We start from the raw sequence: 13633 nt of genomic DNA on the forward strand, positions 1-13633 counted from the left end.
CTCACACAAAATTCTCCGGGAATGTCTTCGCCCGGGTCGCAGCCCCGACAACGGATCGCCGGCGGGATGCTGTCGAGACCGCGGCCTGCCGCGGGTCATCCTTGGAGCAAACAATTCTGGTAGCTTGGGAAGATGGCGCGTGTCACTCCTCGTCGTGCATGAATTGTGGCCACCAGCAGCCATTTATAGGCAGAGAACTGATTTGGCGAGACGGCCAGCGACAGTCCATCGAGAATGGAAGAGGGCTACGTGCAGAAAATATCTTTGACGGCGTTGATGCGTCACCAACTGGAGATCGCCAAAGGCGCGTCGAGTGGGCGCAGCGCCCGTACTGTCTACGGCGGCCACGAACATATCCTTCGGCAAACCATGATTGCATTGCGCGCGGGCGCTGAGCTCAACGAGCATGAGAATCCCGGAGAAGCCACCCTGCAAGTGCTCCACGGACGAGTGACCCTCATTGCTGACAAGGCCCGCTGGAACGGTTCGCCCGGCGACCTCATGTTCATACCTGACGCCCCGCACGCGCTGGAAGCAGTCGAAGACTCAGTGGTGGTCCTGACGGTGGCGAAGCGGCCATGAACCGGTCCTCAACGACAAGCCATGACACTGTGACGGAAAGGCAACATGACTGCTGAGGACCACCCCACAGAAGCACCAACCGACGACGAAGACAATTCGGGTTGGGTGAGAATCGACGAGGCACGAACTCTTGACGACGAGTCTGCGATCCACCTCGACATCGGTCGACATGAGATCTGCCTTATTCGTAGTCTGGGCAGAATCCATGCCATTCGCGACGAATGCACTCACGGTCAGGTGCTTCTATCCGAAGGTGACGTTGAGAGCGGCTACGTCGAGTGCTGGCTGCACGGCTCCCGATTCGACCTGGACACCGGAGTCCCCACGGGCCCGCCAGCCACCGAGCCGGTCGCCGTCTATCCCGTTCGCATGACCGACGACGAAATCGAGGTTCGTCTGCCCACCTCGGACGACTGACTCTTTAACGCGCACCCTCGCCTCAGTTGTCCCTCCGGGTGAAAGTCATTCGCGCGGGGCTGATTGCAGCCTGCGAGATCTCCGGGCACTCAGCAAGGGGTCATCTGCCCACAATTCCTTCCCAAGCCCCTGTTTTCAGAGGTGCTAATGTGAAGACTGCGACCCTAGAATTCATGGGTCAGGCTCCTCACCTGCGACGCAGGGAGATTCTAAGTCTCTCTGGCCCACAATCACCCAAGGGTAATTGTCTCGTCAACATGACAGTCCAGCTCCGCAACATATACGCTGAACTCATATGCACACCAGTACTCTCACAGTACTGACTTGGGCTCTCGTCATCTCATCGGGTTCCCACGATCTCAGCTCGGCCAAAGGAGCACGACTATGTCATCAGACGAACAGCTGACCGGAACATGGGTCATCGACCCCGCACATACCCGCCTCGGATTCTCGAGCCGCCACGCGATGGTCTCGCGCATACGTGGTGCTTTCAACACTGTCGAGGGCAAAGTCGTCGTCGACGCTGAGGACCTGTCGAAGACCGAAGTGACCATCACGATTGACGTTGACAGCGTTGACACACGCACCCCTGATCGCGATGCTCACCTGCGAAGCGCAGACTTCTTCGACGTCGAGAACTATCCAACGATCACATTCAAGTCCACCGGCGTCGATGAGGTTGAAGAAGGTAGCTACATCGTCAACGGTGATCTGACGATCCGCGATATCACCCGGCCTGTCTCTGTTCCCCTCGAGCTGCTGGGAATCGACCACGATCAGACCGGTGCACTGAGGGCGGGCTTTGAGGGCAAACGCCGCATCGATCGTAAGGACTGGGGCGTGACATGGAATACGACCTTGGACTCCGGCGGCCTGCTCGTCAGTGACAAGATCACTCTCGAGTTCGAGCTCTCCCTGATCAAGGAGTAATCAGCAGCACGGATCGCAATAAGAGTTGGTCAGAGGGCACTCCGTAGTGCCCTCTGACCGCCTCTTCGTCGTTTGCCACGGCTCGTTTGTGGTGACTGTGGTCTAAGCTGCTGACCTATCTGCTGACCTAGCTGCTGACCGCCATCTCAACCACGCTGTCATCTTCCCGCTCGAAGATCCTCAGCAGGTCCGCCTCCGACACCGATACGCAGCCTGCTGTCTTCTGACTGCCGGTGTTGACGTGGAGGAAGATCGCTGAACCCTTGCCCGGCGTGGCGGCAGTGTTGTAGTCAATGACCTGGCCATGGTCGTACGCCGGAGTCTGGTACATGGATTCACCGGAGTATCCGTCGGACTTCTTCTGCATGGTGTTGTAGTTCTTCACTGCGTCTCCATCGACCCAGACATCGTCCTTGGAGACCTTGACGTATTTGGGTCCATGGAACTGCTTCGGTTGCGCTTTCACTCCGAACCCATAGCCCATGCTGTAAACGCCGGAGGGAGTCATGCCGTCACCCTCACGTTTCTCTCCTGCCGCAGCGATGCCGTTGTAGCCGACGTACCCGTCGACACTCATCGCAGAATAGTACTTCCCGTCCCACTTCTCACATGCTCGGACCTCAGCTGTGGCACCGCCGGTGCCCGAGACTGCAATGACCTTCTCCGCCGTCGCGGCCGAAGCGATGGAACATCTGTCGCCAAGGTGATCCGGCTTGTCTGCAGCATTGCCGTCGATCAGCCCCGCGCCGAGTCCTTGGGCGGCCTGAGCCGAGGACCCGAGGAATAAGGCACCAGCGACCAGGACGACCGCGAAGCCCGCCGTCAGCTGGCGGCGCGTTCCGCGCGAGCGTGAATGTGCAGGTTTCATGATTGTCTCCTCATCATCAGATTCTCATCATCGGGGGAAGAACCTCCGTGCCCGTCCAGGTTCTGGTCGGTGCCGCGCCATTTCGCGATGCCGCGCATGACCTGATAGATGATGATCGCCGAGGCTGATCCAAGTGCGATGCCTTCGAACTGAAGGTCACCGGGAGTCCAGGTGAAGTTGGCGATTGCCACGATCAGTGCCACCGCTGCCGTGTTGAGGTTGATGGGATTGGAGAAATCGACCTTGTTCTCCACCCAGATGCGCACTCCCAGCATTCCGATCATTCCGTAGAGGACGGTCGCTGCTCCGCCGAGGACGCCTGGAGGAATGGTTGCGATGATCTCTCCGAACTTCGGCAGCAGGCTCAAGATCAGGGCGATGACGCCTGCACACAGGTAGGCCGCCGTGGAGAAGATGCGTGTGGCTGCCATGACTCCGATGTTCTCCGCATAGGTCGTCGTTCCCGAGCCTCCGCCGGAGCCGGCGAGGACCGTGGAGAGTCCATCGGCGAAGAGCGTACGGCCCGTGATCGAGTCGAGGTCGCGACCTGTCATGGCCGACACGGACTTCACGTGTCCGATGTTCTCGGCGATGAGAACGAAGACGACCGGGAGGAAGAGTCCCAGATAGCCCAGGTCGAATGCAGGGGCACGGAAGGCGGGCAATCCGACCCAGTCGGCCTGTCCGACGGTGGAGAAGTCGATCTGACCCTGAACCCATGCGGCGACGTAGCCGACGAGGACGCCGATGAGGATGGACAGTCGGCCGAGCATCCCGCGAAACAGCACGCTGGTGACCAGGATGGTGACGATCGTGATCACCGCAGTCAGAGGGGCCTCCTTCACCCAGTCCCACGCCGCAGGTGCGAGGTTGAGTCCGATGAGGGCGACGATGGCGCCGGTGACGACCGGGGGCATGGTGACCTCGATCCACCGCACTCCGGCGAAGTGCACGACGATCCCCACCAGCGCGAGAGTCACGCCCACGGAGATGATTCCGCCCTGTGCCAGTGCCATGGCATGGGAGTCGAGGTCCTCTCCCGAGGTGGCTGCGAATCCGGTCACGGCACCGGTAGGCGCGAGCAGACCGAAGGACGATCCCAGGTACGAGGGCATCATGCCCTTGGTGATAAGCAGGAACAGCAGTGTTCCGATAGCGGTGAAGAACAGCGTCGTTGAGGGAGGGAACCCGGTCAGCAGCGGCACGAGGAATGTCGCGCCGAACATGGCGACCACGTGCTGAGCTCCGATTCCCACGGTCCGCGGCCAGCTCAGTCGCTCCTCGGGTAGAACGGCCTCACCAGGACGAATCGTCTTTCCATCCCCGTGCTGCCTCCAACCCACCTTGCCTTTGAAAGGACTGGATGCAGGTGTCGTCTCGTTGGGGGATGCCACCACTTGTCTCCTCATTCGTCCGCCCGAAGGCGGCGACGTCTGTTCGTCATGCGTTCTCTGCCGTGAGCAGTCTATTCGCTTTCGCCCACCCTGCATGAGCCTGCCCACCCAAGCACTGATACGCTATTGAACACTGTTCAGGAGCGGGTGCCTGCACCACACGCTCATCCGCCGTAAAGAGGAGACTGCACCGATGACCAGCTGGTTCGACAACCTTGCCGACTCGATACTCGATGGTGGCGTGATCACCGAGGAACAGGCGGTGGCAATACTGGCCACGCCCGATGCCGACCTCCTCGCACTCGTTGCCGCAGGATCCAGACTCAGACGCACGCATTTCGGGATGACCATCAAGCTCAACTATCTGGTCAATCTCAAATCGGGTCTGTGCCCCGAAAGCTGCAGCTATTGCTCACAGGCACTTGGATCGGCGGCACCGATCCTGAAGTACTCGTGGTTGAAAACCGAAGAAGCGGTGAAGCAGGCAGATTTCGGGATCCGCGGGGGAGCCTCTCGGGTCTGCCTGGTCGCCAGTGGACGAGGACCAGGAAATCGAGACGTGGAACGCGTCAATGACATCGTCACACGTCTCAAAGACGATCATCACGATCTCGAGGTCTGCGCATGCCTGGGAATCCTCAAGGATGGGCAGGCAGAATCTCTCGAAGAAGCCGGTGTCGATGCCTACAACCACAACATCAACACTGCTGAGTCGTTTCACGACACAATCGTGAAATCACACACCTACGCGGATAGGACCAACACGGTCGCCAAGGCGAAGACGGCCGGGCTCTCTCCGTGCAGCGGACTCATCGTCGGCATGGGCGAAAGCGACGAGCAGGTCGTCGAAGCCCTGTTCGCACTGCGCGAGCTCGATTCCGACTCCATCCCCATCAACTTCCTGGTCCCATTCGACGGAACGCCTATGGAGGGACAGTGGAATCTCACTCCCGCCCAATGCCTGCGAATCGTCGTCACAGCACGATTCGTCTGCCCCGACAAGGAGATCCGACTTGCCGGCGGGCGAGAGATCCACCTGCGGTCGCTGCAGGCCCAGGCACTGCACGTGGCGAACTCCATCTTCCTCGGCGACTACCTCACAGCGGAGGGGCAGGCTGCCGAGGACGACATTGCTCTCATCCGAGACAACGGGTTCACCATCATCGGCCAGGAGAAAGGTCCCAACGGCACACAAACTCCCACGATCAGGGCACGGGGCGCGGGCACAGAGCAGGGTGCCAACGCATGACCGCGACCCTGCCGCTTGTACGCGGCAGGAACCTTCTATAAGCCTCAGGCCTCACGCAGCTGACGTTTGAGGATCTTGCCTGCCGAGTTCTTGGGCAGCTCGGTCACGAAGTCGACTCGCTTGGGGACCTTGAAGCCAGCGAGACGATCCTTGACATGGGCCAGCACATCCGCCTCGGTGATCTCGGGCTGATCAGGCTTGGTCACGACGAAGGCGGTGACTGCCTCGATCCACTTCTCGTCGGCGACTCCGACGACCGCAACCTCGGCGACCTGGGGGAGTTCGAAGATCGCATCCTCGACCTGTCGGCTGGCGACGAGAACGCCGCCGGTGTTGATGACGTCCTTCACTCGGTCGATGACTTCGATGAAACCGGATTCGTCCACCGTCACGAGGTCTCCGGAATGGAACCAGCCGTTGTCGAAGGCCTCGGCGGTGGCCTCTGGCTTGTTCCAGTAGCCCTGGCACAGCTGCGGTGACCGGTAGAGGATCTCACCCTGCTCTCCTACGCCGACATCATTGCCCTCGCCGTCGACGACCCTGGTTTCGACGAAGAAGACGGACCGGCCGGCCGATGATGCGTGGTCATCGTGTTCCTCCGGCCTGAGGACCGTGCACAGCGGACCCATCTCGGACTGGCCGAAGCAGTTGTAGAAGCCGAGCTTGGGCAGACGCTGCCGCAGCTTCGCAAGCACCGGTCCGGGCATGATCGAGGCACCGTAGTAGGCCTTGCGCAGACTCTCCAAGTTACGGGTATCGAGGTCGGGACTGTTGGCCAGGGCAACCCATACCGTGGGGGCGGCGAAGAAGGAGTTGATCTCACGTTCTTCGAACAGCGCCAGCAGCTGGTCGGGGACCGGTGCGGGCACAACGATGTTGTGCGCGCCGATGGCCAGGAGCGGGATCAGGAAGACGTGCATCTGGGCCGAATGGTAGAGCGGCAGGGCGTGCACGACCCGGTCAGTGGGTGCGAAGTCGAGGCTCATCAGCGCCGACATGTATTCGTGGACGAGTGCCCGATGGGTCATGATCGCTCCCTTGGGCGCCGAGGTGGTGCCCGAGGTGTAGAGCAGCTGTGCGACGTCGGTGTCCACGACGTCGAATTCCCCGGTGCCGGCCGGCGCTGTGTCCGTGGCGGTGGCCGATTCCAGAAGTGTGGCGAAATCCTTGGACTGGACGCCCGCGCCGGTCGTGGTTGCTGCCACGGCGTCGAGAAGATCGGCATCGGCGAAGACGAGCTTTGCACCCGAGTTGTCCAGAATGTAGTCGAGTTCGTCGTTCTTGAGCTGGTAGTTCACCGGCACGTGGATGAGTCCCGCGCGTGCACATCCGAGGTAGAGGAGAAGGTAGAGATCGGAATTCTTCCCGTAGGCTGCGATGCGGTCGCCCTGCTGCACGCCGAGGCTCATAAGTTCACGTGCAACGGCCGTGACCGCGGTGTCCAGCGCGGAATAGGTCCAGATGCGATCACCGAACTCGACGGCGACATCGGTGCCGAAGCGTCCGGCGCTGCGACGCACGATGTCGGCAACGGTCGAGGAGAAGTGAAGATCGGGCGCTGGTGAATTCGTCTCATTGGTAGTCATGTGCCAAATCTATCGCCGAGCTCCCGTCAGATGTACCCCGGGTCACATTTTCTGGGAGCGTCTCAGGCAATTCTCTGCCACGAACCCCAGCTGAGGTGACGACGCCCGCGACCGGCCAGTGGTGCTCCGTGGTCGTCCGCCGGTCAGTACCGCCTGACCGAAATGTTCGGATGTAATACTGTGGTGGCATGAGATACCCGAAGGTCAGCGAATGTGTGGATGTGTTCGAAGCACTGTGGCCGACGGCCCTGGCGGAGAGTTGGGATTCGGTGGGTCTGGCTGTGGGTGATCCCGATGCGGAAGTGCGGTCGATCCTGCTCGCTCTCGACCCGATGGACGCGGTCATCGCCGAGGCGGTGGTCCTGGGATCTGACCTGGTGTTCAACCATCATCCGCTCATGCTCAAACCCGTGAAGTCGGTGAATGCGTCCACTCTCAAGGGCGGCGCCGTGCACACCCTGATCAGCAACGACATCGCGCTCTTCAACGCTCACACGAATGCGGACTCCGCACGTGGGGGAGTCTCCGACGTCCTCATCTCCCTGCTCGGCATCGACAACGCGCAGCCACTCGTCCCGCACGCCGAGGGGTCGCCCACCGGAATCGGACGAGTCGGTGACCTGCCGACGCCGACGCCTGTGCGCGATATCGCCCGCACCCTCTCGAACCGACTTCCACGGACAACGACCGGTGTGCGCATCGCCGGAGACCCGGCAGCCACAGTCACACGGGTCGCCGTCTGCGGTGGAGCAGGCGACTCCTTGTTCGACGAGGTTCGGGCCAGCGGCGCGGAGGTCTACATCACCGCCGACCTCCGCCACCATCCCGCGACCGAGGCTCGCGATACCGCAAACAGAAACGACGGCCGCCCACAACTCATCGATGTCTCCCACTGGGCCTCCGAGACAGTCTGGCTGACTGCGGCGGCCGAACAGTTAGAGACCGAATTCGCCGAGCGCGGGCTCAGCGTCGCCCTGCAACATTCGGCGGTCAACACCGACCCCTGGGTCGAACGCTATTGACTCCCTGCCCACGCCCCCACACGCTTCGCTGACAAGGAACCAACAATGCTGATCACCGCCGAACAACGCACCGAACTCGAATCGCTCATCGAACTCGCCTCCCACGGACGTGCACTGCGACACGAACACGACAACCCGGCTCAAGCCTCGGCGCTGAAGGACCTGGTCTCCCAGCACAAGGAACTCGAAACCAAGAAGACAGAAGCCGCCGAGGTGGTGGAGAAGTTTCGCGCAGAGGTCGCCGAACATGCAGCAGCCATCGAGACTCAGAACTCTCAGATCGCGAAGAAGACCGTCGAACTCAACGACGGCACCGGCCTGACCAGCCGAGACCTTGTGAATCTGCAGAACGAGATCTCCGGTCACGAGGAACGAGTGTCGGAACTGGAAGAGGCTGAGCTCGGTTCGATGGAGGAACTCGAGTCCGCTGAGACTGCTCTGTCGGACGTTGAGTCCTCTCTCGCCGAGGTGATCGCATCGGGCCGTGCCACGCAGACGGCCATCAAGGACCGCAAAGCGGAGTTGGCCGCACAGCTGGAGGCCAACAGTGCTTCGGCTGCGAAGCTCAAATCCGATCTCCCCGATGCTCTGGTTCGTCAGTTCGACCAGAACGTCGCTCAGGGCGGACCTGGGGCCGCCGTGCTCAGTGGCCCGAATTGTCAGGCTTGTGGCCAGGAAATCAGCGGCATGGCGTGGAAGGGCATGCTGCTGGAGGACCCGAACCAGACCTACGAATGCGAAGAGTGCGAGGCTGTTCTGCTGCGCAAGGGCTGAGACGCACCTCCGCTGGCGACTCAGGCACGTTCCGCTCGAGCCGCTCGTCCCGGTCGAGCCGCTCGCTCAGTCCCGCAGGATGATGGTCAGCGCCGCCGGTCGGTTCTTGGCATGCGGGGTGAACTCGACCTCGTAGGACTCTTCTGCTCGTGATACCAGATCTGCAGAGTTCGCCGGCAGCTCACGATCGTCTGCGAGCAATCGGCCGACGAGTTCGCCGCGATAGTACTTTGCCCAGTGAGAGACAACGCTGCGCTTGGCACCGGTGACCTTGACGGCTCCCAGGGTCACGACCTGCTCATGAGGGCCCGGCCAGGCGGCCCGGTAGTCACTGGAGCGGCAGTCGAGGATCACCTCGGCGGGGTCGACCGTGAAAGATTTGGCCAGAACAGGCTTCCACCAGGACGAGAGTTTGCCCAGGGTGCCCAGGTCCGTCTTCATCGCCAGTCGATAGGCAGGGATTGGATCGAGACCGTTGACCTGACCGAAGAGGGCAGAGAAGACGTGCACACTCCGCAGTCGCTGCGCCAGGGTTTCGTTCGTCAGAGCATCGGCGACGAGGTCGGGGGCGCCCATCGCCTCATAGAGGACACCTGAGTAGGTGAGCAGAGCAGGCGCGCAGGGCAGCGAGTCGAGGCTGACGTTGCGTTCGACATCGGCTGACAGTGAGGCACCCACGCCCAACTGCTTGAGAGCGTCCTTACGTTTGGAGACCCGCTGCAGGGCAGTGAGGACCTTCTTCCGCTGGGGATTGAGGTCGGGTGCCGAGAGTTCTGGCAGATCGAGCGGGGAGCCCGAAGTTGCGGGAGTCTTTCCCTCAGAGGGCGGCAGTAGGATCTTCACCTCACCATGGTAGGCCGCCAACGCTTCGGCCCCGATTCGCCGTCCACGTTAGTTTGATCACTCCCGGGACGAGGCCGCGACGAATGGTCCCGGCGTTGCGGGTAGACTCTTGAACTCGAGGACAGGTCACCAGACGGTCGCGGCTCTCTCACGAGGGCTGAGGAACGTCCGGGCTCCGCAGAGCAGGGATGGTGGGTAACACCCACCCGGGGCAACCCGCGGGCCAGTGCAACAGAAAGCAGACCGCCCAGTTTCGACTGGGTAAGGGTGAAACGGTGGTGTAAGAGACCACCAGGGTGTCGGGTGACCGGCGCCGCTGGGTAAACCCCATCCGGAGCAAGATCAGACAGACGACGTTCGAGGCTGCTCGCCGAGTCGTCGGGTGGATTGCTTGAGGCCGGTGGCAACATCGGTCCCAGATAGATGACCGTCCGTCGAGAAGGGTAACCGACTCGATGACAGAACCCGGCGTATCGGTGGCCTGTCCTCACACAAACATCGTCAGCGCATCAGCTCCGTCAGGGCATCAGCTCCGTCAGTCCATCATCCACGGTGCCGCGCCCCACCGATCTTCCCTGTATCTCCGGTTTCCGAAGAGCAGCAGCAGTGCGCACATGAGATAGACACCGGCGCTCAAGAGCACTCCCACGACGAGAATCGCGATATCGGCGGCGAAATCGATGCTTTCGGCCGGCTCGATGGGGGCATTGCCGTCGGCGCCGATGAGCACGCTGATCGTATCGCCCGTGTCGAACTCTTCGAACCCGTCCTTACCGCGATAGATCATCGGCTCCTCGATCGGTGATCCGTCGGTGTGCTGCAGGGTGTATTCGTGTGTGTAGACCTTCCGACCTCCTGGGTCGGTCGAGTCGTGAACCGTCTTGACCTCGGACGTATGGTCGACGACAACCACTTCAGTGAGTTCGCCGACGCGGCTGATGCCGAGGTCCTCGGCCAGCATGATCGATCCGAGTCCTGCCAGCGCGAATGCCGGCACCGCGAACCAGAGCACCCAACGCCGATCGAGGATCCGGCCGATGCCGACCAGGGCAACGAGGACTGAGCAGCACCCGATGATGATGCCGGCCAGCAGAAGGTTCGGCCAGAGGACGATGATCGCAGCGCCCACAGCCAGCAGAATCACCGTCGCGGCCATGACGATGAGCAGGCTGAGCTGACCGCGAAGACTGTGTGAGTCCATGCTACGAGCGGCTCTTCTTGACCTTCGCCTTGCCGTTGTTGATTGCGAGGATCGCGGCCCCGACGATGCCGGCGTTGTTGAACAGCTTGGCCGGCTTCATCTCGGCACGCGTCTTGATGTGATGGAGGAAGTCCGCATGCGACTTCGAGACTCCGCCGCCCACGAGGATGACGTCCGGGGACACGAGGAGCTCGATCTGCTGATAGTACTGCTGCAGCCGAGCCGCCCACTCCTCATAGCTGAGGTTCTCACGGACCTTGACGGACTCAGCGGCCTGAGTCTCCGCATCACGGCCGTTCATCTCGATGTGGCCCAACTCGGTGTAGGGCACCAGCCGTCCCTGCGTGAACAGTGCGGTGCCGATCCCGGTCCCCAGCGTCGTCATCAGGACGGTATTCTTGCGATGCTTGCGTCCTGCGCCGAACACCATCTCGGCGAGGCCGGCGGCATCGGCGTCATTCATGATGAAGAAGCGACGACCTGTGTGTTCGGAGAGGATCTTGACGATGCTCGAACCGATCCACGACTGGTCGAGGTTCGCCGCGAAGTGCACCTCATCATCGAGGATGACGCCGGGGAAGCCGCACCCGATCGGCAGTGCGTCGAGCACTGCACGGTCGTCGACGATCTCAAGCTCGAGCGCCTTATCAGCCAGGTGTTCGAGGAGCTGCCCGATGGCCTCTGCCACAGCGGTCGGGGTGCTCGGCTTCGGGGTGAGCACTCGCACCCGCTTGAAGGCGAGGCTCCCCGTGGCCGTGTCGACGAGTGCGGCCTTGATTCCCGTGCCGCCGACGTCGACTCCGATGGCGAAGCGTCCCTGCGTATCGTCAGTCATGTCTGTCCTGTCAGTCTTCTCGGGCAATCGGTCCCTCGGCGATGGCGGTGTCCGCATCGGGGAGGGTGAGGATCTCGGCACCGGTCTCGGTGACGACAAGAGTGTGCTCGAACTGGGCGGAGCGCTTCCTGTCCTTTGTGACCACAGTCCAGGCGTCGTCCCAGACGTCCCAATCGACGGTTCCGAGGTTGAGCATCGGTTCGATGGTGAAGATCATTCCCGGTTCCATCACCTCGGCGTGGGCAGGTGCGGCGTCGTAGTGGGGGACGATGAGGCCGGAGTGGAACTCGCGGCCGACACCGTGCCCGCTGTAGTCGCGGACGACTCCGTACTCGAAGCGCTTCGCGTACTTCTCGATGACTCGTCCGATCACGTTGATCTCGCGGCCGGGTTTGACGGCTTTGATGCCGCGCATGGTGGCTTCCCACGTCCGTTCGACGAGGAGTCGGGACTCCTCGCCGACGTCTCCGGCGTAGTAGGTGTAGTTCGTGTCTCCGTGCATGCCGTCGATGTAGGCGGTGATGTCGACGTTGACGATGTCGCCGTCGGCGATGACCGTGGAATCGGGAATCCCGTGGCAGATGACCTCGTTGAGTGAGGTGCACACGGACTTCGGGAATCCCCGATAGCCCAGCGTCGACGGATAGGCCCCGTGGTCGCACATGTACTCATGGGCAACACGGTCGATGGCGTCGGTTGTGATCCCGGGTTCGATGATCTCGCCGACTGCAGCCAGAGCATTTGCTGCGATCCTGCCCGCAACGCGGACCTTTTCGATCTCCTCGGCTGAGTAGAAGTTGTTTCCCCGACCTTCGTCGGCATCGGCGCGTCCGACATATTCGGGTCGCGTGATGCTGCGGGGGACTGGCAGTTCGGCAGAGATGGTGCCGGGCGTGAGCAGGCGAGGCGTATCAGTCATGGTGCCTTCGATTCTAGAGCGGTTGAACCCAGATATTCCACAATTGCGGTGCCTGTCGGTGCGGGCCTGCCGTGGGAGAGGATAATAGAGTGAAAGGAACGGCCAGCGAAGGCCACAATGTTGGGCAAAGGGGGAGTGATGAGCGAACGGGCAGATGTGACCGGTCCCGAATTCTCCGGACTCAGCGACGTGGTGAGCCTGACGAGTGCACCGCAGCAGATCGCAGACCACATCCTCTCCGGCATCGCCGTCGGTGCATTGCCCGAAGGCACGCTGCTGCCCGGGGAGAGAGCTCTGGCCGCCGATCTTCAGGTTTCACGCTCAAGTGTGCGTGCGGCGCTGCTGCGTTTGGAGCGCCTCGGTGTCGTCGAACGGCGGCGCGGACGCGGCGGCGGCACCTTCGTCTCCAACGCGGAACCGACTGCGCTGGCTCCCATGGCCGATCGCATCGGTGAGTTCCATGCCGAACGCAGAAATCTCCTCGATGCCCGCGCGGTCTTCCAGAACAGTCTGGCTGCGACTGCTGCACTGCGGCGAACCGATGAGGAGCTCACCGAGCTTCGGCAGTTGGCGCAGAGATACTCCGAACGCGCCGAGGCGGGGGTGGCCAGAACAGCTGACGCGCAGTTCCATTTCGCCATCGCTCGGGCCGGGCATAACCCGGAGCTCGTTCGCATGGCCATCGACATCGACACCAGGATCAACGCCGGGTTCCGTCACGATCCCTTCTCCCATGAACTCTTCGATCATGCCGTTGCCGATCACGCTGCCATCGTCGAGGCGATCGCTGGTCAGGACGCGCAGGCGGCGGGGAGGCTGTGTGAGGAGCACTTCCGGTCGACGACGATGCCACCGCGCAGCTGAGACCAATCCAGCTCCGGTGCGGCTGACGCTTCCCGCATCCCCTGTGATCTCAGAGGTACCCCCTCACATCGAGGAGCGCCCCTTAACAACGCCGAAGGCCGACACCACAACGATGGTGTCGGCCTTCCGCGTGTGCGTTTCAGGTGATA

Annotated in this window: 14 protein-coding genes and 1 other RNA gene; 8 read left to right on the top strand and 7 right to left on the bottom strand. The window is 61.8% G+C overall.

Annotated features, from left to right (window positions below; all coding sequences use genetic code 11):
• The first annotated feature begins 234 nt into the window (after window positions 1-234).
• The 3 genes from PGC08_RS09960 (at window position 235) to PGC08_RS09970 (ending at window position 1929) form a co-directional block, all read left to right on the top strand.
• Window positions 235-582 (top strand): cupin domain-containing protein, encoded by a 348-nt coding sequence (locus tag PGC08_RS09960; RefSeq protein WP_009885195.1) that lies wholly within the window; start codon window positions 235-237, stop codon window positions 580-582.
• Between the two features lie 45 nt (window positions 583-627).
• Complete coding sequence (locus PGC08_RS09965) at window positions 628-999, top strand: non-heme iron oxygenase ferredoxin subunit (RefSeq protein ID WP_009885196.1); 372 nt, start codon at window positions 628-630, stop codon at window positions 997-999.
• A gap of 384 nt (window positions 1000-1383) precedes the next feature.
• Window positions 1384-1929, top strand: coding sequence for a YceI family protein (locus PGC08_RS09970; protein WP_009885197.1), 546 nt, complete (start codon window positions 1384-1386; stop codon window positions 1927-1929).
• A 127-nt stretch (window positions 1930-2056) separates the two neighbouring features.
• Here the strand turns inward: PGC08_RS09970 and PGC08_RS09975 are convergent, their stop codons facing one another.
• Entirely contained in the window at window positions 2057-2797 is a 741-nt protein-coding gene (locus PGC08_RS09975) for a L,D-transpeptidase family protein (protein ID WP_271708361.1), read from the bottom strand.
• Complete coding sequence (locus tag PGC08_RS09980; RefSeq protein ID WP_442868172.1) at window positions 2794-4053, bottom strand: uracil-xanthine permease family protein; 1260 nt, start codon at window positions 4051-4053, stop codon at window positions 2794-2796. Before PGC08_RS09980 ends, PGC08_RS09975 begins: the two co-directional genes overlap by 4 nt.
• Window positions 4054-4384: 331 nt before the next feature.
• On the opposite strand from PGC08_RS09980, the gene bioB reads away from it, so the two are divergent.
• Window positions 4385-5440 (top strand): biotin synthase BioB, encoded by a 1056-nt coding sequence (bioB, locus tag PGC08_RS09985; RefSeq protein WP_114385049.1) that lies wholly within the window; start codon window positions 4385-4387, stop codon window positions 5438-5440.
• Window positions 5441-5484: 44 nt separating this feature from the next.
• On the opposite strand, the gene PGC08_RS09990 is transcribed toward bioB, so the two are convergent.
• Window positions 5485-7026 carry a fatty acyl-CoA synthetase gene (locus tag PGC08_RS09990; protein WP_101556342.1) on the bottom strand — a complete coding sequence of 514 codons (1542 nt, stop codon included), beginning with the start codon at window positions 7024-7026 and terminating at the stop codon, window positions 5485-5487.
• Between the two features lie 188 nt (window positions 7027-7214).
• Between PGC08_RS09990 and PGC08_RS09995 the strand changes: the two genes are divergently transcribed.
• Together PGC08_RS09995 and PGC08_RS10000 are read left to right on the top strand one after the other, a co-directional pair.
• Window positions 7215-8048: a Nif3-like dinuclear metal center hexameric protein gene (locus PGC08_RS09995; RefSeq protein WP_009885202.1), complete on the top strand. Its 834-nt coding sequence runs from the start codon at window positions 7215-7217 to the stop codon at window positions 8046-8048.
• A gap of 45 nt (window positions 8049-8093) precedes the next feature.
• The gene (locus PGC08_RS10000; protein WP_096161985.1) at window positions 8094-8822 is read left to right on the top strand and encodes a zinc ribbon domain-containing protein; all 729 of its coding nucleotides are present in this window, start codon (window positions 8094-8096) and stop codon (window positions 8820-8822) included.
• 66 nt (window positions 8823-8888) lie between these two features.
• On the opposite strand, the gene PGC08_RS10005 is transcribed toward PGC08_RS10000, so the two are convergent.
• Window positions 8889-9665 (bottom strand): YaaA family protein, encoded by a 777-nt coding sequence (locus PGC08_RS10005; protein WP_029417744.1) that lies wholly within the window; start codon window positions 9663-9665, stop codon window positions 8889-8891.
• Window positions 9666-9786: 121 nt separating this feature from the next.
• Here PGC08_RS10005 and rnpB point away from each other — a divergent pair.
• Window positions 9787-10154: RNase P RNA component class A (gene rnpB, locus PGC08_RS10010), an RNA gene on the top strand.
• Between the two features lie 46 nt (window positions 10155-10200).
• On the opposite strand, the gene PGC08_RS10015 is transcribed toward rnpB, so the two are convergent.
• From PGC08_RS10015 to map, 3 genes are read right to left on the bottom strand one after another with little or no spacing between them, the layout of a single operon-like run.
• Window positions 10201-10866 (bottom strand): hypothetical protein, encoded by a 666-nt coding sequence (locus tag PGC08_RS10015; protein ID WP_009885205.1) that lies wholly within the window; start codon window positions 10864-10866, stop codon window positions 10201-10203.
• Between the two features lies 1 nt (window position 10867).
• Window positions 10868-11701, bottom strand: a complete 834-nt coding sequence (gene ppgK / locus PGC08_RS10020) for a polyphosphate--glucose phosphotransferase (RefSeq protein ID WP_009885206.1) — start codon at window positions 11699-11701, stop codon at window positions 10868-10870.
• Window positions 11702-11711: 10 nt separating this feature from the next.
• The gene (gene map, locus PGC08_RS10025; RefSeq protein WP_096145549.1) at window positions 11712-12620 is read right to left on the bottom strand and encodes a type I methionyl aminopeptidase; all 909 of its coding nucleotides are present in this window, start codon (window positions 12618-12620) and stop codon (window positions 11712-11714) included.
• A 138-nt stretch (window positions 12621-12758) separates the two neighbouring features.
• Between map and PGC08_RS10030 the strand changes: the two genes are divergently transcribed.
• Window positions 12759-13484 carry a FadR/GntR family transcriptional regulator gene (locus tag PGC08_RS10030; RefSeq protein WP_009885208.1) on the top strand — a complete coding sequence of 242 codons (726 nt, stop codon included), beginning with the start codon at window positions 12759-12761 and terminating at the stop codon, window positions 13482-13484.
• The last annotated feature ends 149 nt before the right edge of the window (window positions 13485-13633 follow it).

The organism is Brevibacterium sp. BDJS002, assembly GCF_028201555.1.
GTDB classification, from domain to species: Bacteria; Actinomycetota; Actinomycetes; order Actinomycetales; family Brevibacteriaceae; genus Brevibacterium; species Brevibacterium aurantiacum.

Excerpts from the sequence above, each read along its gene's own strand:
- ppgK (WP_009885206.1), bottom strand. The coding sequence starts at position 11,701 with ATGACTGACGATACGCAGGGACGCTTCGCCATCGGAGTCGACGTCGGC.
- PGC08_RS09975 (WP_271708361.1), bottom strand. The coding sequence starts at position 2,797 with ATGAAACCTGCACATTCACGCTCGCGCGGAACGCGCCGCCAGCTGACG.
- PGC08_RS10015 (WP_009885205.1), bottom strand. The coding sequence starts at position 10,866 with ATGGACTCACACAGTCTTCGCGGTCAGCTCAGCCTGCTCATCGTCATG.
- PGC08_RS09990 (WP_101556342.1), bottom strand. The coding sequence starts at position 7,026 with ATGACTACCAATGAGACGAATTCACCAGCGCCCGATCTTCACTTCTCC.
- PGC08_RS09970 (WP_009885197.1), top strand. The coding sequence starts at position 1,384 with ATGTCATCAGACGAACAGCTGACCGGAACATGGGTCATCGACCCCGCA.
- PGC08_RS09995 (WP_009885202.1), top strand. The coding sequence starts at position 7,215 with ATGAGATACCCGAAGGTCAGCGAATGTGTGGATGTGTTCGAAGCACTG.
- PGC08_RS09965 (WP_009885196.1), top strand. The coding sequence starts at position 628 with ATGACTGCTGAGGACCACCCCACAGAAGCACCAACCGACGACGAAGAC.
- map (WP_096145549.1), bottom strand. The coding sequence starts at position 12,620 with ATGACTGATACGCCTCGCCTGCTCACGCCCGGCACCATCTCTGCCGAA.
- PGC08_RS10030 (WP_009885208.1), top strand. The coding sequence starts at position 12,759 with ATGAGCGAACGGGCAGATGTGACCGGTCCCGAATTCTCCGGACTCAGC.
- PGC08_RS09960 (WP_009885195.1), top strand. The coding sequence starts at position 235 with ATGGAAGAGGGCTACGTGCAGAAAATATCTTTGACGGCGTTGATGCGT.
- bioB (WP_114385049.1), top strand. The coding sequence starts at position 4,385 with ATGACCAGCTGGTTCGACAACCTTGCCGACTCGATACTCGATGGTGGC.
- PGC08_RS10000 (WP_096161985.1), top strand. The coding sequence starts at position 8,094 with ATGCTGATCACCGCCGAACAACGCACCGAACTCGAATCGCTCATCGAA.